Annotated in this window: 20 protein-coding genes; 18 read left to right on the top strand and 2 right to left on the bottom strand. The window is 58.9% G+C overall.

What is annotated here, in order from left to right; translation table 11 throughout:
* Positions 1-46: 46 nt before the first annotated feature.
* From ppsA to rplI, 6 genes are all read left to right on the top strand, one after another.
* Positions 47-2437, top strand: coding sequence for a phosphoenolpyruvate synthase (ppsA, locus tag ACZ5VE_RS08280; protein ID WP_464454721.1), 2391 nt, complete (start codon positions 47-49; stop codon positions 2435-2437).
* Between the two features lie 34 nt (positions 2438-2471).
* A complete protein-coding gene (locus ACZ5VE_RS08275) occupies positions 2472-4574 on the top strand; it encodes a VC_2705 family sodium/solute symporter (protein ID WP_464454720.1) in 2103 nt (700 codons plus the stop codon).
* A gap of 94 nt (positions 4575-4668) precedes the next feature.
* Complete coding sequence (gene rpsF / locus ACZ5VE_RS08270) at positions 4669-5034, top strand: 30S ribosomal protein S6 (RefSeq protein ID WP_019428749.1); 366 nt, start codon at positions 4669-4671, stop codon at positions 5032-5034.
* A 17-nt stretch (positions 5035-5051) separates the two neighbouring features.
* On the top strand, positions 5052-5339 hold the full coding sequence (priB, locus tag ACZ5VE_RS08265; RefSeq protein ID WP_019428750.1) for a primosomal replication protein N: 288 nt from the start codon (positions 5052-5054) through the stop codon (positions 5337-5339).
* A 14-nt stretch (positions 5340-5353) separates the two neighbouring features.
* Positions 5354-5635: a 30S ribosomal protein S18 gene (gene rpsR / locus ACZ5VE_RS08260; RefSeq protein ID WP_019427495.1), complete on the top strand. Its 282-nt coding sequence runs from the start codon at positions 5354-5356 to the stop codon at positions 5633-5635.
* 11 nt (positions 5636-5646) lie between these two features.
* Complete coding sequence (rplI, locus tag ACZ5VE_RS08255) at positions 5647-6099, top strand: 50S ribosomal protein L9 (protein WP_019428751.1); 453 nt, start codon at positions 5647-5649, stop codon at positions 6097-6099.
* Between the two features lie 69 nt (positions 6100-6168).
* Here the strand turns inward: rplI and ACZ5VE_RS08250 are convergent, their stop codons facing one another.
* Positions 6169-7695: a helicase HerA-like C-terminal domain-containing protein gene (locus tag ACZ5VE_RS08250; RefSeq protein WP_464454719.1), complete on the bottom strand. Its 1527-nt coding sequence runs from the start codon at positions 7693-7695 to the stop codon at positions 6169-6171.
* Positions 7696-7766: 71 nt separating this feature from the next.
* Here ACZ5VE_RS08250 and ACZ5VE_RS08245 point away from each other — a divergent pair, with 71 nt between their 5' ends.
* From ACZ5VE_RS08245 to rng, 9 genes are all read left to right on the top strand, one after another.
* The gene (locus ACZ5VE_RS08245; RefSeq protein WP_464454718.1) at positions 7767-8492 is read left to right on the top strand and encodes a YebC/PmpR family DNA-binding transcriptional regulator; all 726 of its coding nucleotides are present in this window, start codon (positions 7767-7769) and stop codon (positions 8490-8492) included.
* A gap of 9 nt (positions 8493-8501) precedes the next feature.
* Positions 8502-9782, top strand: a complete 1281-nt coding sequence (gene purD / locus ACZ5VE_RS08240) for a phosphoribosylamine--glycine ligase (protein ID WP_464454717.1) — start codon at positions 8502-8504, stop codon at positions 9780-9782.
* A gap of 15 nt (positions 9783-9797) precedes the next feature.
* On the top strand, positions 9798-10436 hold the full coding sequence (locus tag ACZ5VE_RS08235; protein ID WP_464454716.1) for a 1-acyl-sn-glycerol-3-phosphate acyltransferase: 639 nt from the start codon (positions 9798-9800) through the stop codon (positions 10434-10436).
* Positions 10437-10460: 24 nt separating this feature from the next.
* Positions 10461-11381, top strand: a complete 921-nt coding sequence (hemF, locus tag ACZ5VE_RS08230; RefSeq protein ID WP_464454715.1) for an oxygen-dependent coproporphyrinogen oxidase — start codon at positions 10461-10463, stop codon at positions 11379-11381.
* Complete coding sequence (gene nadD, locus ACZ5VE_RS08225) at positions 11372-12013, top strand: nicotinate (nicotinamide) nucleotide adenylyltransferase (RefSeq protein WP_464454714.1); 642 nt, start codon at positions 11372-11374, stop codon at positions 12011-12013. The genes hemF and nadD overlap by 10 nt, the downstream gene beginning before the upstream one ends.
* The gene (gene rsfS, locus ACZ5VE_RS08220) at positions 12013-12774 is read left to right on the top strand and encodes a ribosome silencing factor (RefSeq protein WP_464454713.1); all 762 of its coding nucleotides are present in this window, start codon (positions 12013-12015) and stop codon (positions 12772-12774) included. The genes nadD and rsfS overlap by 1 nt, the downstream gene beginning before the upstream one ends.
* Positions 12775-12780: 6 nt before the next feature.
* The gene (rlmH, locus tag ACZ5VE_RS08215) at positions 12781-13248 is read left to right on the top strand and encodes a 23S rRNA (pseudouridine(1915)-N(3))-methyltransferase RlmH (RefSeq protein ID WP_464454712.1); all 468 of its coding nucleotides are present in this window, start codon (positions 12781-12783) and stop codon (positions 13246-13248) included.
* A complete protein-coding gene (locus ACZ5VE_RS08210) occupies positions 13245-13847 on the top strand; it encodes a Maf family protein (protein WP_464454711.1) in 603 nt (200 codons plus the stop codon). Before rlmH ends, ACZ5VE_RS08210 begins: the two co-directional genes overlap by 4 nt.
* Positions 13848-13931: 84 nt before the next feature.
* Positions 13932-15404 carry a ribonuclease G gene (rng, locus tag ACZ5VE_RS08205; RefSeq protein WP_464454710.1) on the top strand — a complete coding sequence of 491 codons (1473 nt, stop codon included), beginning with the start codon at positions 13932-13934 and terminating at the stop codon, positions 15402-15404.
* 19 nt (positions 15405-15423) lie between these two features.
* Here the strand turns inward: rng and msbA are convergent, their stop codons facing one another.
* Complete coding sequence (gene msbA / locus ACZ5VE_RS08200; protein ID WP_464454709.1) at positions 15424-17199, bottom strand: lipid A export permease/ATP-binding protein MsbA; 1776 nt, start codon at positions 17197-17199, stop codon at positions 15424-15426.
* A gap of 98 nt (positions 17200-17297) precedes the next feature.
* Between msbA and tolB the strand changes: the two genes are divergently transcribed.
* The 3 genes from tolB to ybgF are packed head-to-tail and all read left to right on the top strand — an operon-like array spanning position 17298 to position 19945.
* Positions 17298-18590 (top strand): Tol-Pal system beta propeller repeat protein TolB, encoded by a 1293-nt coding sequence (tolB, locus tag ACZ5VE_RS08195; RefSeq protein WP_464454708.1) that lies wholly within the window; start codon positions 17298-17300, stop codon positions 18588-18590.
* Positions 18591-18629: 39 nt separating this feature from the next.
* Positions 18630-19166 carry a peptidoglycan-associated lipoprotein Pal gene (gene pal / locus ACZ5VE_RS08190; RefSeq protein WP_464454707.1) on the top strand — a complete coding sequence of 179 codons (537 nt, stop codon included), beginning with the start codon at positions 18630-18632 and terminating at the stop codon, positions 19164-19166.
* A gap of 5 nt (positions 19167-19171) precedes the next feature.
* A complete protein-coding gene (ybgF, locus tag ACZ5VE_RS08185) occupies positions 19172-19945 on the top strand; it encodes a tol-pal system protein YbgF (protein ID WP_464454706.1) in 774 nt (257 codons plus the stop codon).
* Positions 19946-19957 lie beyond the last annotated feature (12 nt).

Below are 19957 nucleotides of genomic sequence, written 5' to 3'. Positions count from 1 at the left end.
AACCTGTCCTGCCCCATGGAACCCGGTTTTAACTTTGGAGCTTTGTATGTCTGATCTTTTCAGTGAGACCGCCTTGGTCGTTCCCTTTGAGCAATTGCGCATGACCGACGTCGAGTCGGTGGGTGGCAAAAATGCCAGCTTGGGGGAGATGATTTCCCAATTGCCCTCTGGCGTGCGGGTGCCCACGGGCTTTGCCACCACGGCCCATGCGTTTCGGCAGTTTCTGGCTTTTGGTGGCTTGACCGAGCGCATCAACGCCCGCTTGGACGTGCTGGACACAGAGGATGTCCGTGCGCTGGCGGCTGCGGGGGCCGAAATACGTGCCATGGTCGAAGCCCAGCCATTTCCTGCTGATCTGGAGCAGGCCATTCGCGAAGCGTTTGTTCGCTTGCAAGGCAGCAATCCTGACGCCTCCTTTGCCGTGCGTTCGTCGGCCACTGCCGAAGATTTGCCTGACGCCTCTTTTGCGGGTCAACAAGAGACCTTTTTGAACGTGGTCGGCATTGAGGACGTGCTGCACAAGATGAAGGAAGTCTTTGCATCGCTGTACAACGACCGGGCCATCAGTTACCGCGTGCACAAGGGTTTTGCCCACGCCGACGTGGCTTTGTCGGCGGGTGTGCAGCGCATGGTGCGTTCCGATTTGGGGGCTGCAGGTGTCATGTTCACCATCGACACCGAGTCGGGCTTTGAAGATGTGGTGTTCATCACCTCCAGCTACGGCTTGGGCGAGACGGTGGTGCAGGGCGCAGTGAACCCGGATGAGTTCTATGTGCACAAACCCATGCTGGCAGCGGGTAACCGTTGTGTCATTCGACGCAATCTGGGCTCCAAGCTGATCGAAATGGTCTTTGCCACCCCGGAAGAAAAAGCGGCATCGGGCAAACTGGTCAAAACTACCGATGTGCCTGCTGAGTTGCGCAACCGCTACAGCCTGACAGACGACGAAGTCGAGCAATTGGCCCGATACGCCGTGGTGATCGAACAGCATTACGGCCGTCCGATGGACATCGAGTGGGGCAAAGACGGCACGGATGGCTTGCTGTACATCCTGCAAGCCCGCCCGGAAACCGTGAAAAGCCAGGCCAAAGGCACGCCCGAGTTGCGTTACAAGCTCAAAGGCAAAAGCACCATCCTCGCCGAGGGCAGGGCGATTGGTCAGAAGATCGGCACGGGCCCCGTCCGTTTGGTGCACAACATCAGCGAGATGGACAAGGTCCAGCCCGGCGATGTGCTGGTGACCGACATGACCGACCCGAACTGGGAGCCGGTGATGAAGAGGGCCAGCGCCATTGTCACCAACCGGGGTGGGCGCACTTGCCACGCCGCCATCATTGCCCGCGAGTTGGGCATCCCGGCCGTGGTGGGTTGTGGCAATGCCACCGAGCAACTGACCGAAGGCACACTGGTCACCGTCAGCTGTGCTGAGGGCGATACTGGGCACATCTACGATGGCTTGCTGGAAACCGAAATCAGCGAAATCCAGCGCGGCGTGTTGCCCGAGATCAAAACCAAAATCATGATGAACGTGGGCAACCCCCAGTTGGCGTTTGACTTTGCCCAGTTGCCCAATGCGGGCGTGGGCTTGGCGCGTCTGGAGTTCATCATCAACAACAACATCGGTGTTCACCCCAAGGCCATCCTGGACTATCCCGCGATCGATGCCGACTTGAAAAAAGCCGTGGAATCGGTGGCCCGTGGCCATGCCTCGCCCCGCGCCTTTTATGTCGACAAAGTCGCCGAGGGTGTGGCCAGCATCGCCGCAGCCTTTTGGCCCAAGCCAGTCATCGTGCGTTTGTCTGACTTCAAGAGCAACGAATACCGCAAACTGATTGGCGGCAGCCGTTACGAGCCGGAAGAAGAAAACCCGATGCTCGGTTTCCGGGGTGCTGCGCGTTACATCAGCGAAGATTTTGGCGAGGCCTTTGCCATGGAATGCGAGGCGCTCAAACGCGTGCGTGGTGAGATGGGCTTGACCAACGTGCAGGTCATGGTGCCGTTTGTCCGCACCTTGGGTCAGGCCGAAAAGGTCACCAAGCTGCTGGCCAGCCAGGGTTTGCGCCGTGGCGAAAACGATCTCAAAGTCATCATGATGTGCGAAGTGCCCAGCAATGCCATCCTGGCAGAGCAGTTCCTCGAGTTTTTTGATGGCTTCTCGATCGGTTCCAACGATTTGACCCAATTGACTTTGGGTCTGGATCGTGATTCCGGCATGGAATTGTTGGCCGTGGATTTTGATGAGCGTGACCCTGCCGTGACCGCCCTGATTTCGCAGGCCATCAAGGCGTGTTTGTCGCAGGGCAAATACATCGGCATTTGCGGCCAAGGCCCCAGTGACCACCCCGACTTTGCCCATTGGTTGATGGACCAGGGCATCAGCTCCATCTCGCTCAACCCGGACACGGTGATCGAGACCTGGACGAATCTGGGCCGTTGATTCGTCAACCCAAGGCTTTGCGATGACTCAACCGATGGCAGACCGTCAAACTGCGGCTTACCATTGGCGTTTGCATCGCAATGTCTTGATTTACATTGCCATCCTGCTCACGCTGCTGGGCGCCATGGCGTGGGCTGAACGATGGGGCCTGTCCCGCAATTTGATTGGCCCCATCTTCTTGTTCAGCACGGTGATGATTTACGCCTTGATCGGCATTTCTGGGCGCACGACCGACGAGGAAGAGTACTACGTGGCAGGGCGGCGTATTCCGGCCATGTACAACGGCATGGCCACGGCAGCAGACTGGATGAGCGCGGCTTCGTTCATCAGTTTGGCGGGCGCACTCTATTTGCAGGGTTTTTCTGGCAGCGGTCAGCAGCCCGGGGGGTTGGCTTATGTCATGGGCTGGACGGGCGGTTTTTGCCTGGTCGGCTTGTTGATCGCCCCCCATCTGCGGGCCATGAAGCTGTACACCCTCCCGGATTACTTTGACCAGCGCTATGGCGGTCGGTGGCCACGCATCATTGCCGCTTTGGCATCGGTTTTGTGTTCTTTCACCTATGTGGTGGCCCAAATTTACGGCATTGGCCTGATCGCTTCGCGCTTGACTGGGGTCCAGTTCGAGATCGGCATTTTGCTTGGTTTGGGCGGTGTCCTGTTGTGCTCTTTTCTGGGGGGCATGCGGGCCATCACCTGGACCCAAGTGGCTCAATACATCATGTTGTTGCTGGCGTTCATGATTCCCGTGTCCTGGTTGGCCTACAAACAACTGGGAACGCCTCTGGCCCCCTTGGTTTACGGACAACAGCTGTCCCGCATTGAGGCCATCGAAAAGAAACTGATCAACGATCCCGGCGAAATCGAAGTGCGTGAGGAATACGCCCGACGTGCCCAAATGTTCCAGAATCGATTAGCGCATGTCGAGCGCTCGATGGTCGAGTTGCGTCAGGAGCTGGAAGAGAAAATCCGTCTGCTCAAAGCGCAATCGGCCGACTACGCATCGATTGCGCAAGCCCGGCGTGAGCTTTTGGCGGTGCCCCGTGATGCTGTGACCGCTCGTGAGCAATGGACCCGCGCCATGCACGACAACTTTGACCGGGCCAGACCCTTGGGGGGGATGCCTATGCACTCGCAGGCATTTGCAGGCAATCCCGATGGCAACCCCTCGGAGGTCAAGCTGTTTGAGACGTCCCGGCTCAATTTTCTGGCCTTGGTGTTTTGTCTCATGGTCGGTACGGCGGGGTTGCCGCATTTGTTGACGCGGTTTTATACCTTGCCATCGGTGGCCGAGGCCCGCAGTTCGGTGGCTTGGTCCTTGTTTTTCATTGGTTTGCTGTACTTGAGCGTGCCTGCTTTGGCTGTTTTGGTGAAGTTTGAGGTCCTGAATAACCTGGTCGGCAGCAGTTTTGAAGATTTGCCCAGTTGGATGTTTCAGTGGGCGCGTCTGGACTCGGCCTTGCTGGAGTTCTCCGATGTCAATGGCGACCGGATTTTGCAATTGGGTGAGTTGAAGTTGGGGGCCGACATGATCATGCTGGCCACGCCTGAATTGGGCGGCATGCCTTTTGTGGTGTCGGGTCTGGTCGCTGCTGGGGGGCTGGCGGCCGCCTTGTCGACGGCCGATGGCTTGTTGTTGACCATCAGCAATGCGCTGGTGCATGACATCGGGCCAGGACGAGCGCGCAAACCCAAATCACCCGAGGGGCGTGTCATTTTGTCTAAGTTTGCCTTGTTGGCGGTGGCCATGGTGGCCGCAGTGGTCGCTGCTTTCAAGCCCGCCGAGATTTTGTCCTTGGTCTCTGCGTCGTTCTCATTGGCCGCTGCCGCTTTTTTCCCTGGCATGGTTTTGGGCATGGTTTGGAAGCGGGTCCACCGCCCCGCTGTGGTGGCGGGCATGTTGGCGGGTTTGGGTGTGACCCTTTATTACATGGTGATCAATGCCCCGGGGTTTCGGCACTTTTGGGGTCTTGACCCCATTGGGGGCTTGTGGTTTGGCATTCAACCCTTGTCTGCAGGCGTTTTCGGGGTGCCTGCGGGCTTTTTGGTGATGATTTTGGTCACTTTGCTGCTTCCTGCGCGTTGGGTTTCCCCACCCAAGCAACTTGTGGTGCCGGACAATGGCTATCCGGGCCTCTGAATTAAAGCTATAATCGCAGGCTTCGCCTTGCCGCACCCCGACAGACGCTGGGGGCGGCTTTTCCAACCTTTTGGGTTAACCGCAAGGAGTCTCAATGCGTCATTACGAAATCATTTTGCTGATCCATCCCGATCAGTCCGAACAAGTTCCAGCCATGCTGGAGCGTTACAAAGGCATGATCACTGCCGGCGGTGGCAATATCCACCGTGTTGAAGACTGGGGCCGCCGTCAGTTGGCATACCAGATCAACAAGCTGGGCAAAGCCCACTACCTGTGCGTGAACATCGAAGCCGACCAAGCCGTCATGGCTGAACTGGAGCATGCCTTCAAGTTCAACGATGCTGTTTTGCGTCACCTGACTGTGCTCAAGAAAAAGGCCGACACCGCTCCTTCATCGATGATGAAGACTGTTGAGCGCGAAGAAGCCCGCAAGTCACAACAAGCCGAATTCGCCGCTTGACACGTGCCTGTTGAGGAGTGAACCTTACAGAACTGACCGCCTGTATTGCCGAGCAAGCTGCTTTGCGATACACACCCGCCGGTTTGCCCGCTCTGGACTTGATTCTGGAGCATGCCTCTGAAGTACAAGAGGCAGGACAAGCCCGCAAAGTCCAGCTCAAGCTTCGTGCCTTGGCCTTCGGGTCACTGGCAGAAACGCTGGTCAAGCAAGCGGTAGGCAGTGTCTGGACGTTCAAAGGCTTTTTGGCCACCCCTCGACAAGGCAAAAGTGTCGTGTTGCACATTCAAGAGTTTCAGCAAGATTAATTTCAGGAGGCCCCATGGCCACGTTCAAAAAATTCAACAAAGACAAGCGCCCAAAGCGCAACACCCAGTCACTGCTGTTCAAGCGCAAGCGCTTTTGCCGCTTCACTGTGACCGGCGTCGAAGAAATCGACTACAAAGATGTGGACACATTGCGTGACTTCATCGCCGAAAACGGCAAGATCATTCCTGCACGCCTGACTGGCACCCGTGCCATCTTCCAGCGTCAGCTCAACACAGCCATCAAGCGCGCACGCTTCCTGGCCATGTTGCCCTACACCGACCAGCACAAAGTCTAAGGAGTCCAACCATGCAAATCATTCTGCTCGAAAAGGTTGTGAACCTGGGTAATCTGGGCGATATCGTCAAAGTCAAAGACGGCTACGCTCGCAACTTCCTGATCCCACAAGGCCGTGCACGCCGCGCTACCGAAAACAACAAGGCCGAGTTCGAAGCTCGCCGTGTTGAATTGGAAAAAGCCGCTGCTGCCAAATTGGCCGAAGCCCAAGCCCAAGGCGAGAAATTGTCTGGCCTGGTCGTCAAGCTGTCGCAAAAAGCCGGTGTCGATGGTCGTTTGTTTGGTTCCGTGACCAACCACGACATCGCCGAAGAGCTGAACAAGCAAGGCTACAAGCTGGTCAAGTCCCAGATCCGTATGCCTCATGGCCCCATCAAAACCGTGAGCGAATCCGCTGTATCCGTGGCTTTGCACACCGATGTGGTGGTGGACGTGACTGTGACCGTGTTGGGCGAAACTGCCTGATCGTCGACAGACCCTCTGCAAAAAAACCGCCGTGTGCAAAACACGGCGGTTTTTTTTCGTCCCTCGCCTTCAGCGGCGCTTGCTGGAGCCCAGCAGGCCCCCCAGAACCCCGCGAACGATTTCACGCCCGATGGCAGAGCCCACAGTGCGCACGGCACTTTTGACCACCATCTGGGCGACCCCATCCCGCTGACCACCCCGTGGGCCGGTCGAACCAAAAATCAGATCTGACAGGCCGCCCATCAGACCCCCATCTTGGGGGGCTGATGCGGCGGGCGCTTGGCCCGGTAAACCGCTTGGGGTGTTGCCGTTTGTTTCTGCGCCTTGTCCTTTGATCTTTTCATAGGCCGATTCCCTGTCCTGGGTCGTTTCATAAACCCCCGCCACCAATGAGCCCTGCACCAAGGCTTGTCGTTGGGCGGGTGTGATGGGCCCCAATTGGCTGGCGGGAGGCAGTACAAACACACGCTCGGTCTCGCAAGGGCGTCCCTTGGCGTCCAGAAAGCTCACCAAGGCCTCGCCCACGGCCAGCTCGGTGATGGCGGCCTCGATGTTCAAACCGGCCTTGGGGCGCATGGTCTGCGCTGTGGCGGTCACGGCTTTTTGGTCGCGCGGGGTGTAGGCTCGCAAAGCGTGCTGCACCCGGTTGCCCAGTTGGCCCAGTACACTGTCGGGGATGTCCAGCGGGTTCTGGGTGACGAAATACACCCCCACGCCTTTAGAGCGCACCAGGCGAACCACCAGTTCAATTCGCTCGACCAGGGCGGCAGGCGCATCCTTGAACAGCAAATGGGCTTCATCAAAGAAGAAAACCAGTTTGGGTTTTTCGGGGTCGCCAATTTCGGGCAGCACCTCGAACAGCTCGGACAGCATCCACAGCAAGAAGGTGGCGTACAAACGGGGCGAGTTCATCAGCTTGTCGGCCGCCAGAATGTTCACCACGCCCAGGCCTTGGGCATCGGTTTGCATGAAGTCTTCGATGTTGAGCATGGGCTCTCCAAAGAACTGGTCACCTCCCTGGCTTTCAATCTGGAGCAGGCCACGCTGAATCGCCCCAATGCTCGCGGCGCTGATGTTGCCGTATTCGGTGGTGAAGTTTTTGGCGTTGTCGCCCACGTACTGCAGCATGGCCCGCAGGTCTTTCATGTCCAGCAGCAACAGACCATTGTCATCGGCGATCTTGAACACCAGATTCAGCACGCCCGCTTGTGTTTCGTTCAAGCCCAGCATGCGGGTCAAGAGCAGTGGGCCCATGTCCGAGATGGTGGCGCGCACCGGATGGCCTTGCTCGCCAAACACGTCCCAAAGGGTGGTGGGACAGGCCATGGGCTCGGGCAGGGCAATGCCCCGGTCTTTGAGCACTGCCGCCAGTTTTTCACCGATCTTGCCTGGCTGGCTGATGCCAGTCAGGTCGCCTTTTACATCGGCCATGAAGACCGGCACACCCAGGCGCGAGAAGTTTTCGGCCAGGGTCTGCAGGGTCACGGTTTTGCCGGTGCCTGTGGCCCCGGTGATCAGGCCATGGCGGTTGGCCAGTCCCGGCAGCAGTTGGCATTGCGCCTGTGCATTTTGTGCAATCAGTAGGGGTTCGGCCATGTTTGTTTTTCTCCCGCTTGTGAAAAGTAAAATCCAGCCTGTAGATTAAATCAACATTCAAGGAATTCCCGATGGCTGGCCACAGTAAATGGGCAAATATTCAGCACCGTAAAGGGCGGCAAGACGAAAAGCGTCAGCGCATCTGGACCCGGGTGGTCCGCGAAATCATGGTGGCCGCCCGCACCGGAGGCGGCGATGTCAGCGCCAATCCCCGCTTGCGCCTGGCCATTGAGAAAGCCAAGGCGGCCAACATGCCTGCCGACACCATCAAGCGCAACGTGGACAAGGCCACAGGCAACCTCGAAGGGGTGAGCTACGAGGAAATCCGCTACGAAGGCTATGGCATCGGCGGCGCGGCCATCATTTTGGACACCATGACCGACAACCGGGTGCGCACGGTGGCCGAAGTGCGCCATGCCTTGAGCAAGCATGGCGGCAACCTGGGGACCGAAGGTTCGGTGGCTTTTCAGTTCAAAAACTGTGGGCAGTTGATTTTTGCCCCTGGCACAAGCGAGGACAAAGTCATGGAAGTGGCTTTGGAGGCAGGCGCTGAGGACGTGATCACGGACGAGGAGGGGGCCATCGAGGTGCTGACAGCGCCAGCGGATTTTGAGGCCGTCAAAAACGCACTGGAGGCCGCAGGGCTGGTGGCCGACATGGCCGAGGTGACCATGCGGGCAGAAAACAGCATTGCCCTTGCCGGAGACGATGCGGTCAAAATGCAAAAATTGCTGGATGTGCTGGAAGACCTGGACGATGTCCAAAACGTATTCCACAACGCCGAACTCGAAGATTAAGGAAATTTGATGAAAGTATTGGTAGTCGGCAATGGTGGCCGTGAACACGCCATGGCGTGGAAATTGGCGCAATCTCCCAAAATCCAGCAGGTGTATATGGCCCCCGGCAACGGCGGCACGGCCAAAGACCCCAACCTGATCAATGTCCCGGTCACCGATTTAGCGCAATTGCGCCAGTGGGCGATTGACAACAACATTGGCTTGACCTTGGTCGGCCCTGAGGCCCCTCTGGCCGCAGGCATCGTGGACGATTTTCGTGCGCATGGCCTGCGCATTTTTGGCCCGACCCAGGCCGCAGCCCAATTGGAAAGCTCCAAGGCTTTCTCCAAGTCGTTCATGCAGCGCCATGGCATCCCCACGGCCGAGTTCGAGACCTTCACCGACACCGCACTGGCACATGCCTACGTAGACCGCAAAGGTGCGCCGATTGTGGTCAAGGCCGATGGCCTGGCCGCCGGCAAAGGCGTGGTGGTTGCCATGACCTTGGTCGAAGCCCATGAAGCCATTGACTTCATGCTCCTCGACAACACTTTGGGTGTGGCGCACAACGCCGGCGGTGCCCGTGTGGTGATTGAGGAATTTTTGCAAGGCGAGGAAGCCAGCTTCATGGTGCTGTGTGATGGCAAGAACGTGGCCGCTTTGGCCACCAGCCAGGACCACAAGCGCTTGCTGGACGGCGATGAAGGCCCCAACACAGGCGGCATGGGGGCGTATTCACCTGCACCCGTGGTCACGGCCGAGGTGCATGCACGGGCCATGCGCGAAGTCATTTTGCCCACCATCCGAGGCATGGAAAAAGACGGCATCAATTACACCGGCTTTTTGTATGCGGGTTTGATGATCGACCCCCAAGGGCGTGTCAAAACCCTCGAATTCAATTGCCGCATGGGTGACCCTGAAACCCAGCCCATCTTGATGCGCTTGAAGTCAGACTTTCTTGAAGTTTTGTTGGCCGCCACATCGGAAGGCCTTGAAAACTTTGAAATGGAATGGGACCGTCGGGTTGCCTTGGGCGTGGTGATGGCAGCAGCCGGTTACCCCATGAACCCGCGCAAAGGTGACGTCATCAGCGGTTTGCCCAAAGACGAGGAAGATGCCATGGTGTTTCACGCTGGCACGACCGAAAAAGACGGCCAGATCTTGACCTCGGGTGGGCGTGTCTTGTGCGTCACCGCATTGGCCGATTCTGTGCGTCAGGCGCAGCAAAAGGCGTATCAGACCGCCACGCCCATTGCGTTTGACGGTATGCAGATGCGCAGGGACATTGGTTATCGCGCCCTCAAAAACTGAACCGTGAGACCCGACATGAGCGCATCGCCAACCCATCCTGTGACTTTCCAGGGCTCCCGCTTGGCCCGCTGGATTTTGAAAATCCTGGGCTGGCGGCTGGAGTTTGAGGGGTTTCCCACACGCCAGGGCGTGGCCATTGTCTACCCGCACACCAGCAATTGGGATTTCCCGATCGGGATGCTGGCCAAATGGGCCTTGGGCATTCCAGCGCATTTCTGGGGCAAGGATTCGCTGTTCAAATTCCCGTTGGTCGGTGCCTGGATGCGTTGGGTCGGGGGCATCCCGATCGACCGCAGATCTTCGCGCGGGGTGGTGGGGCAGATGGTTCATGTGTTCGAGCAACACAAACAACAAGACCAATTGCTTTGGTTGGGTTTGGCCCCTGAGGGCACGCGCAGCCTCACCCCTGGCTGGCGCAGCGGTTTTTACCAGTTGGCCGTAGGGGCTCAGGTGCCCTTGGCTTTGGTCAAGCTCGACTGGGGCAAGCGTTGCTTCAGTGTGGTGGACTTTTATGACCTGACGGGGCATGCCGAGGCCGATTACGCGCACATGGCTGCGGTGTTTGATGGGGTCGAGGGTTTTCATGTCGACCAGATGGGGCCCATCACGCCCTGGAGTCCGACAGCGCCCCCCGTCTCTTCATCTTCTTCTTGACACTTCAGGTCGACAGCGCACCCCATGAGCACTTCATTTCAACTCGATACCGTCAAAACCTACTTACTGGGCTTGCAGTCCCGCATCACAAACGCCTTGACGGAGATCGACGGCACGCCTTTCCTGGTGGATGCCTGGCAAAAAGACCCGGGCGAGAAACTGCAGGGCAGTGGCATCACCCAAATTCTGGAAGGTGGCCCTGTTTTTGAGCGTGCGGGTTGTGGTTTTTCGCATGTCAGCGGCCCTCAATTGCCGCCCTCGGCGACGCAGCACCGCCCCGAATTGGCAGGCTCGGCCTTTGAGGCCATGGGCGTGTCGCTGGTGTTTCACCCGCGCAACCCTTATGTGCCCACCGTGCACATGAATGTGCGCATGATCGCGGCTAAGCCCGAAGGGCGTGCACCCGTCGCCTGGTTTGGCGGCGGCCTGGACCTGACGCCTTATTACGGCTTTGATGAGGATGCCGTGCATTTTCACCAAACCTGCAAGGACGCGTTGACGCCTTTTGGTGAAGGCCTGCACCCGCGCTTCAAGGCCTGGTGTGACGACTATTTCTGCAACAAGCACCGCCATGAGCAGCGTGGTGTGGGGGGCATCTTTTTTGACGACTTTTCCGAGCTGGGCATGGACCAAAGCTTGGCCATGCTGCAAAGCGTGGGCGATGCCTTGCTGCCCGCTTATTTGCCCATCGTGCTGCGCCGCAAGGACACCGCCTATGGCGAGAGGGAGAGGGACTTTCAGCTCTACCGCCGGGGCCGCTATGTGGAGTTCAACCTGGTTTGGGACCGGGGCACGCATTTTGGTTTGCAGTCCGGAGGCCGCACCGAGTCGATCTTGTTGTCCATGCCGCCCGAGGTGCGCTGGTCTTACCAGCGCAAGGATCCGGTCGGCTCGGCTGAAGAACGCTTGCTGAGCCATTTTCTGGTTCCCAAGGATTGGGTTTGAGCCTGCCGCCAGTCAAAAGGTTGGGCGTTTTTGGCGGTGCTTTTGACCCGCCCCATCAGGCGCATGTGGCCTTGGTTGAGGCCGCGATCGCTCAGTTGCAACTGGACCAGGTGCGTGTGTTGCCCACGGGCCAAGCCTGGCACAAGCCACGCGATTTGACCGATGCGGTGCACCGGCTTGCGATGACCCGTCTGGCTTACCAGCATCTGCCCCAAGTGGTGGTGGACGAGCGCGAAATCCGACGCCCAGGCCCCAGCTACACCGTGGACACGTTGCACGATTTGCAGGCCGATTTTCCTCAGGCACAGCTGTATCTGTTGTTGGGCGATGACCAGCGTCGATCCCTGCCATCGTGGCACCAGATCGGTGAAATCGGGCGCATCGCTATAATCTGCGCCGCAGGGCGTGATATGGCCGTGCGTGCCTGGAATGAAAATTCTGACACGCCCAAGTCAACGCCACCCCTTTCTGACACGCTGCAAGCGCGCATTCGGACTCTGGAGATGCCGCTGATGCCTCACAGTGCCACGGACATCCGTGTGCTGGTAGCCACAGAGCAGGCCATTACAGGCCTGGTGCCCCCCGCTGTTGAGCGCTATATTCACGAACACCACCTTTACAGGCCCCATTGATGACCGAAACCGCTGCCAAAAAAGACATTCAGAAACTCCAACGAGCCATTGTGGATGCGCTGGAGGACGTCAAGGCCCAAGAGATTCAGGTGTTTGACACCGAGCACCTTTCGTCCTTGTTTGAGCGGGTCATCATTGCATCCGGTACTTCCAACCGCCAGACCAAGGCCTTGGCTGCCAGCGTGCGCGACAAAGTGCGCAACGCCGGTTTTGGCAAGCCCCGCATGGAAGGTGAAGACAACGGGGAATGGATCATTGTGGACTGCGGTCAGGCCGTCGTGCACATCATGCAGCCCACCATCCGCACCTATTACAACCTGGAAGAAATCTGGGGTGGTACGCCTGTGCGCCTGAAGTTCGGTGCGCCCAAGCCTGCTGCAACGGCTGAGGTCAAAGGCCACATCAAGAATTCGGTGGCCAAAAAAGCGGCCACCAAAACAACTGCGGCCAAAAAGACCCCAGCCAAGCCTGCAGCCAAAGCCAAGCCAGCCTTGAAGGCCCCTGCCAAATCGGCCAAACCTGCGGCGAAATCTGCTGCAAAGGCCCCCGCCAAAACGGCAGCCAAGACTTCGGCCAAATCGGCCACCAAACCCGCAAGCAAGTCAGCGGTCAAGCCCGCCAGCACGACCAGCAAGCCAACGGTCAAAACGGTGGGCAAGCCAAGCGCCAAGCCTGCAGCCAAAGCAGCGGCTAGGCCCGCAGCCAAAAAAGCCCCAGCTCGCAAGGCCGTGCAAGCCACGACCCGCCGCAAAGCCGATTGATCCTTCATGAAGCTGCTGATCGTTGCGGTCGGCCTGCGTGTGCCTGACTGGGCTCAGACTGCCTGGGACGATTACGCCAAACGTTTTCCGCTTGAGCTCAAGGTCGAGCTCAAGGCCGTGAAAACCGAGCCCCGAGGCTCCAAAACCCTGCCCACCTTGTACGCCGCCGAGCGCCAGCGCATCGAGGCGGCCATTCCCCGTGGCACCCGCATCGTGGTGCTGGACGAGCGCGGCACCAACCTCACCACCCAAGCCTTGGCCACGCGCCTGACCAGCTGGCAGTTGGGGGGCGACGATGTGGCCTTGGTGATTGGCGGCCCCGATGGCCTGGAGCCCGAGTTCAGGCAAGCCGCGCACGAGCGCATTCGCCTGTCCGACATGACCTTGCCCCACGCCATGGCCCGGGTGCTGTTGATCGAGCAGCTCTACCGCGCCTGGTCCATCAACGCCAACCACCCCTACCACCGCGAATGAGCGACTTCATTTACCTCGCCTCCCAGAGCCCCCGGCGCAGCCAGTTGCTGGGCCAAATTGGCGTGGCCCACACCTTGCTGTTGGCTGGACCCGACGAAGATACCGAATCTTTGGAAGACATTCGCGGCAACGAGGCACCTGGCCGCTATGTGGCCCGGGTGACAGGTTTGAAGCTGGATGCCGCTGTGCAGCGAATGCAGCGTCAGGGCCTGCCTGCCGCGCCAGTGCTGTGCGCCGACACCACCGTGTGCCTGGGCCGTGACATTTTGGGCAAACCGGCGGACCCTGCCGATGCCGTGCGCATTTTGAAATTGTTGTCAGGCCAGACCCATCGGGTGTTGACGGCTGTGGCCGTGCAAAAAGGCCGCCAACGCGTGGCGGCCGTGTCCGAGTCGTGGGTGCGTTTTGCCCCCATGACCCCGGCCCAGATCAAGGCCTATGTGGCGTCAGGCGAGCCCATGGGCAAGGCCGGAGCGTATGGCGTGCAGGGCAGGGCAGCTGCCCACATTGAACAGATCCGGGGCAGTTATTCAGGCATCATGGGCCTGCCGCTTTTTGAGACGGCCCGTTTGTTGCGCTCAGTCGGCGTTCGCTGTTGAGCTTTTGACAGGGCGCTTCGAGGCCTGTGTCCGCGTGCTGGCATGCTGTGAGCCGATCTCCCATTTTTCAACCTGATTCCATCCATGCAACAAGATATTTTGGTCAATTGGTCACCCCAGGAAACCCGGGTTGCGGTGGTCGAATTTGGTGCGGTGCAAGAGCTGCACGTCGAACGCACGCTGGAGCGTGGTTTGGTGGGCAATGTGTACTTGGGCAAAGTGGCCCGGGTCTTGCCCGGCATGCAGTCGGCGTTCATCGACATCGGGCTGGACAAGGCCGCGTTTTTGCATGTGGCCGATGTGTGGCAAAAACATGCCGAAGGCGAGGCCTCTTCGGCCCGCACGGGGCAGCCGCTGGTGCCGATCGAAAAGCAGGTGTTTGAAGGCCGAGCCATCATGGTGCAGGTCATCAAGGACCCCATGGGCACCAAGGGCGCCCGTCTGTCCACCCAAATCAGCATCGCAGGGCGCCACCTGGTTTTCTTGCCGCAAGACGATCACATTGGGGTGTCGCAAAAAATCCCGTCCGACCAACGCGATGCGCTGCGCCAAAGACTGCAGGCCTTGGTGGGCGCAGACGGTGGTGGCTTCATCTTGCGCACCAATGCCGAAGACTCCAGCGACGAAGAGCTGCAGGAAGACATCGCGTATTTGCGCAAAACCTGGGCCCGCATCAAGGAGGCATCCATGCGTTTGCCGCCTGCATCCTTGCTGCACCAAGACCTGACGCTGCTGCAACGCGTCTTGCGCGACCTGGTGGGAGAAGCCACCCAAAGCATCCGCATCGACTCGCAAGAGCAATTTGCCCAACTGGTGGCTTTTGGCCGCGAGTTCATGCCCAAAGCGGCCGAGCGTTTGCACCTGTACAAAGGCGAGCGGCCGATTTTTGATTTGTATGCCATCGACGAAGAGATTGCCAAAGCCTTGGGGCGCCGGGTCGACCTGAAATCTGGCGGTTACCTGATCATTGACCAGACCGAAGCCCTGACCACGGTGGATGTGAACACCGGTGGTTATGTCGGCGCGCGCAATTTTGAAGACACCATCTTCAAGACCAATCTGGAGGCAGCGCAGGCCATTGCCCGCCAGCTGCGCCTGCGCAACCTGGGCGGCATCATCATTGCCGACTTCATCGACATGTCACGCTCGGACCATCAGGATGCGGTGCTGGCCGAGTTTCGCAAGCAATTGGCGCGTGACCGTGTGAAAACCATGGCCGGTGGTTTTTCGTCGCTGGGCTTGCTGGAGATGACCCGCAAACGCACCCGTGAGTCCTTGGCCCACATGCTGTGCGAGCCTTGCCCCAGTTGTCAGGGCAAGGGCATTGTCAAGACGGCCCGCTCGGTGGTGTACGACATCCTGCGGGAAATCCTGCGAGAGGCCCGGCAATTCAACCCGCGCGAATTCAGGGTGGTTGCCGCATCGGCGGTCATTGATTTATTGCTGGACGAAGAAAGCCAGCATCTGGCGGGCTTGTCGGACTTCATCGCCAAGCCGATTTCGCTCCAGGTGGAGCCCGCCATGGGCCCTGAGCAATACGACGTCGTGCTGCTCTGAGTCGGGCCACGCAGGCGCGTTAAGCCGCGGTCTCGCTGGCCCATTCACCCCGGTGGTGCAAGCGGGCATAAGCACCGCCCGAAGCCAACAAGCTGGCCGGGGCACCCTGTTCGACAATTTGGCCGCGCTCCATGACCACCACGCGGTCAGCGTGCTCAATGGTGGACAAGCGGTGCGCCACGATCAAAGTGGTTCGGCCCTGCATGAGTTTTTGCAAGGCGTCTTGCACCAAGCGCTCGGACTCGTTGTCCAGCGCCGAGGTGGCTTCGTCCAGAATCAAGATGGGTGCATCTTTGTACAGCGCCCGCGCAATCGCCAGGCGCTGGCGCTGGCCGCCAGACAGCTGGCTGGCGTTGTGGCCCAAAAGCGTGTCCATGCCTTGCGGCATTTGCGACACATGGCCCCACAGGTTGGCCGCTTCTAGGCAAGCCTGAATCCGTTCCCTGTTCGCGTCATGACCCAGGCAGACGTTGGCGGCCACCGTGTCGTTGAGCATCACCACATCCTGGCTGACCATGGCGATTTGCCGGCGCAAACTGTCCAGCGCCCAGTCCTGAATGGGCACGCCATCGATGCACACGCTGCCGGAGGTGGCTTGCACGAACCGGGGCAGCAGTTGGATCAAGGTGGTTTTGCCAGCCCCCGAGGTGCCGACCAGGGCCACGGTTTCGCCCGGATGGACGTTCAGGGTGACCCCGGACAGGGCCGGTTGGCCTTCGGCTGTGAACTTCAAATGCACATCCTGCCAAGCCACCGCACCTTGGGCTCGGGTGCTGGTGTAGCTGCCTTGCGTTTCTTCCTTGGCTTCATGGATCAAAGCCAATCCTCTTTCAAGGGCTGCCAGCCCCCGGGTGATGGGGCTGGAGATCTCGGCCAGACGCTTGATGGGGGCGACCAGCATCAGCATGGCGGTGATAAAGGCCACAAACCCGCCCACCGTGGCGCCTGAAGCGCCGTTTTGACTTTGGTAAAGCGCAATTACCAGCACCATGGACAAGGACAAGGCTGCCATGATTTGGGTCAATGGCGTCATGGCGGCCGAGGCCACGGTGGTCTTCAGGGCCAGGCGGCGAAGCACCTGGGCCAGTTGGCCAAAACGTGCAACTTGGTGTGCTTGCCCACCTTGCAGGCGCACCACACGGTGGGCGAGCACGTTTTCTTCGACCACATAAGCCAGGTTGTCGGTGGCGCTTTGGCTTTCCTTGGTCAGTTTGTAAAGGCGACGCGAGAGCGCTTTCATGATCCAGCTCAGGCCAGGGGCCACCGTGAAAACCACCAGCGTGAGTTTCCAGTTCAGCCACATCAGATAGCCCAACAAGGCGATCAGCGTGAAGCCGTCACGGGCCAAGGCAATGACCGCAGACACCAATTGGGCGGCGCCGTTCTGGACCTCGTAAACGATGGTGTTGGACAGGGCGCTGGCCGATTGTTTGGAAAACAGGGACAAATCGGCCTTCATTAGCTGCGAGAACAGCTGGAACCTGAGTTTTTCCATGCCGTCATTGGTCAGTCTGGATAAGGCGTATTGCGCCACGAAGTTGGCCACGCCGCGCACCGTGAACAGGCCGAGCACAGCCGCAGGAATGGACCATAAGGGCAATTTGTTCTCTGCAAAACCTTTGTCCAGCAAGGGCTGAAACAAGGCCGGAATCATCGGTTCCGTCAAAGCGGCCATGAGGGTCGCCAAAACTGCCACGGCCCAAATGCCCCGCTGGCTTCCAAAATAAGGCGTGAGTCGCCGCAACCGGTCCCGGATGCTGGACTGGGAAGCAGGCGTTGTTGGGGTTGGGCTCATGGCGAGATTGTAAGTAGGGCGGTCAATGCGGCAGCAGAAAACGGATTTCTACGGTGTACGATCACGGCTTCCCCGATTTGAATGGTCACCACATTGACATGAAGCCTGTATTTTTGCGCATTGACCTGTTGTCATGGCTTTTGAAGCTGCTGATTTTGAGCACGCTGGCGGTACCCGCTTGGGCTCAATTTCGCGTGGAAGTGACGGGCGTGGGCATGACCCAGTTGCCGGTGGTGATTGCACCCTTCAAAGGAGAGGCCACAGCCCCACAAAAGCTGGCCAGCATCGTGCAGGCCGATCTGGAGCGCAGCGGGCAGTTCAAGGGCTTGGCCGCAGGTTCGGCCTCGATGGACGAAACGAGTCGTCCCGACTGGACACCTTGGCGCCAGTTGTCTGCCGAGGCTTTGGTGGCCGGCTCGGTGACCCGCTTGGCCGATGGCCGCTTTGACGTGCGTGCCCGTCTGTGGGACGTGGTCAAAGGCCAGGAGAAAAGTGATTTTAGGGACACCGTTTCTGCTGCTGACTTGCGTTTGTCGGCGCACCGCATGGCCGACTGGGTTTACCAGCAGCTCACCGGCACCCCTGGGGCTTTTGCCTCGCGCATCAGTTATGTGACCAAAGCCGGTGGGCGCTATTCTTTGTGGATTGCCGACTCTGATGGCGATAACGCCCAGTCGGCCTTGAGCAGCCCCGAACCCATCATTTCGCCGTCCTGGTCGCCCAGTGGTGCCCAGCTGGCCTATGTGTCGTTTGAGTTGCGCAAACCCGTGGTGTATGTGCATGAGCTGGCCACAGGCCAGCGTCGGCCCGTGGCCAACTTCAAAGGCTCCAACAGTGCGCCCGCCTGGAGCGCCGACGGCAAGTCTTTGGCCGCGACGCTCAGCCGCGATGGCGGCTCCCAGCTTTTTCGCATCGACCTGAACGGCGGTGAGCCCCGCCGTTTGACAACGTCAGGCGGCATCAACACCGAACCGGCTTTCTCGCCGGATGGCAGTGCCTTGTTTTTTGTCAGTGACCGGGGCGGCAGCCCGCAGATTTACCGCATGCCTGCGCAAGGCGGGCCTGCCGAGCGCGTGACGTTTTCGGGCACCTACAATATTTCACCGGTGGTCAGTCCAGACGGGCGCTGGCTGGCTTATGTTTCGCGCATGGGGGGCGCATTTCGCTTGCACTTGATGGAGTTGGCTTCCGGTCAAGTGACCGCATTGACCGACACATCGGCTGACGAGCGCCCCAGTTTTGCACCCAACAGCCGCTTGTTGGTCTATGCGACGATTTTTCAAGGACGCGAATCCTTGATGACCACCACCTTGGATGGCCGCATCAAAGCCCGTTTGGCTGGGCAGGGCGGCGACATCCGGGAGCCCCATTGGGGCCCGGTGCGCAAATGAATTTTGAACATTCACTTTTTTAAATTGACGAGGTAAATCATGACGAAGAAATTTTTGGCCAGCTTGTTGTTGGTGGCGTTGTTGGCAGGTTGCGCATCTGGCGTGAAATTGGACGATGTGCCGGTGGAAGACAAATCGGCCACATCGTCGGGCGCGTCGACGCAAGGCATTGGCAACAATCCAAACGGCGCACAAACTGGCGTGGCCGGTGTGGTGGTCGAAAAGTCCGCTTCGGGCACCGGGCCTGTCGGCGTGGCGCATGTGGTTTATTTTGACTACGACAGCTTTGTGGTTCGCGCAGAAGCCCGTCCGGTGATCGAAAACCACGCCCGCTTCCTGCAAGCCAACAAACAACGCAAAGCCAACCTCGAAGGCCACACCGACGAGCGCGGTGGCCGTGAATACAACCTGGCACTGGGCCAAAAGCGTGCTGAGGCCGTGCGCCAGGCATTGAGCTTGTTGGGCGTGGCTGAGAACCAGTTGGAAGCCGTCAGCTATGGCAAAGAGAAGCCCGCAGCACAAGGCTCTGCCGAGTCCGACTTGGCTAAAAACCGCCGCGTTGAAATCCGGTACTAAGCACCATGAAAACGCTGGCAATTTTGGGGCGTGCAGGGCACCGATTCGTTTGGGCCCCTGTTTTGTGGGCTTTGATGGGCACGGCGCAGGCGGGTCTTTTTGACGATGACGAGGCCCGCAAAGCGATTCTTGATCTGCGCCAGCGTGTAGAGCAGTCGAACACGGCGATCAAAGGCTTGGCCGATGAAAACGCCCAGCTGCGCCGTGCGCTGCTGGATTTTCAAGGTCAAATTGACGGATTGAAGGCCGAGCAGTCTCAAATGCGTGGCGCTCAAGAACGCTTGGCCCGCGATGTGTCTGAAGCGCAGATGAGCCAAAAAGACATGGTCAATGGCGTGAACGAGCGTTTGCGCCGTTTCGAGCCTGTGAAAGTGTCTGTGGATGGCGCAGAGTTCATGGCAGAACCTGTGGAAAAGCGCGATTACGAAGCGGCCATGGACATTTTCCGCAAAGGCGATTTTGCAGCGGCACAAGCGTCCTTGGGTCAATTTGTGCAGCGTTACCGTCAAAGTGCTTACGTGCCTTCGGCTTTGTTTTGGCTGGGCAATGCCCAATATGCCAACAAGGATTACAAAGAGTCGATGGCGAATTTTCAGCAAATGCTGCAAGTGGCTCCCGCGCATGCCCGTGCGCCTGAGGCGATGCTCGCCATCTCCAACGTTCAAATCGAATTGAAGGACCTCAAGGGTGCCCGCAAAACGATGGACGAATTGGTCAAGGCCTATCCGGCATCCGAGGCTGCAGCCACCGCGCGTGACCGTCTGGCGCGTTTGCGCTGAGCCCAAGGCATT

It is taken from the genome of Limnohabitans sp. INBF003 (assembly GCF_055396645.1).
The sequence above is the reverse complement of the archived record's forward strand: the minus strand, read 5'-3'. Positions and strand labels throughout refer to the sequence as shown.

Excerpts from the sequence above, each read along its gene's own strand:
- ppsA (WP_464454721.1), top strand. The coding sequence starts at position 47 with ATGTCTGATCTTTTCAGTGAGACCGCCTTGGTCGTTCCCTTTGAGCAA.
- ACZ5VE_RS08275 (WP_464454720.1), top strand. The coding sequence starts at position 2,472 with ATGGCAGACCGTCAAACTGCGGCTTACCATTGGCGTTTGCATCGCAAT.
- rpsF (WP_019428749.1), top strand. The coding sequence starts at position 4,669 with ATGCGTCATTACGAAATCATTTTGCTGATCCATCCCGATCAGTCCGAA.
- rpsR (WP_019427495.1), top strand. The coding sequence starts at position 5,354 with ATGGCCACGTTCAAAAAATTCAACAAAGACAAGCGCCCAAAGCGCAAC.
- rplI (WP_019428751.1), top strand. The coding sequence starts at position 5,647 with ATGCAAATCATTCTGCTCGAAAAGGTTGTGAACCTGGGTAATCTGGGC.
- ACZ5VE_RS08250 (WP_464454719.1), bottom strand. The coding sequence starts at position 7,695 with ATGGCCGAACCCCTACTGATTGCACAAAATGCACAGGCGCAATGCCAA.
- ACZ5VE_RS08245 (WP_464454718.1), top strand. The coding sequence starts at position 7,767 with ATGGCTGGCCACAGTAAATGGGCAAATATTCAGCACCGTAAAGGGCGG.
- purD (WP_464454717.1), top strand. The coding sequence starts at position 8,502 with ATGAAAGTATTGGTAGTCGGCAATGGTGGCCGTGAACACGCCATGGCG.
- ACZ5VE_RS08235 (WP_464454716.1), top strand. The coding sequence starts at position 9,798 with ATGAGCGCATCGCCAACCCATCCTGTGACTTTCCAGGGCTCCCGCTTG.
- hemF (WP_464454715.1), top strand. The coding sequence starts at position 10,461 with ATGAGCACTTCATTTCAACTCGATACCGTCAAAACCTACTTACTGGGC.
- rsfS (WP_464454713.1), top strand. The coding sequence starts at position 12,013 with ATGACCGAAACCGCTGCCAAAAAAGACATTCAGAAACTCCAACGAGCC.
- rlmH (WP_464454712.1), top strand. The coding sequence starts at position 12,781 with ATGAAGCTGCTGATCGTTGCGGTCGGCCTGCGTGTGCCTGACTGGGCT.
- ACZ5VE_RS08210 (WP_464454711.1), top strand. The coding sequence starts at position 13,245 with ATGAGCGACTTCATTTACCTCGCCTCCCAGAGCCCCCGGCGCAGCCAG.
- rng (WP_464454710.1), top strand. The coding sequence starts at position 13,932 with ATGCAACAAGATATTTTGGTCAATTGGTCACCCCAGGAAACCCGGGTT.
- msbA (WP_464454709.1), bottom strand. The coding sequence starts at position 17,199 with ATGAGCCCAACCCCAACAACGCCTGCTTCCCAGTCCAGCATCCGGGAC.
- tolB (WP_464454708.1), top strand. The coding sequence starts at position 17,298 with ATGAAGCCTGTATTTTTGCGCATTGACCTGTTGTCATGGCTTTTGAAG.
- pal (WP_464454707.1), top strand. The coding sequence starts at position 18,630 with ATGACGAAGAAATTTTTGGCCAGCTTGTTGTTGGTGGCGTTGTTGGCA.
- ybgF (WP_464454706.1), top strand. The coding sequence starts at position 19,172 with ATGAAAACGCTGGCAATTTTGGGGCGTGCAGGGCACCGATTCGTTTGG.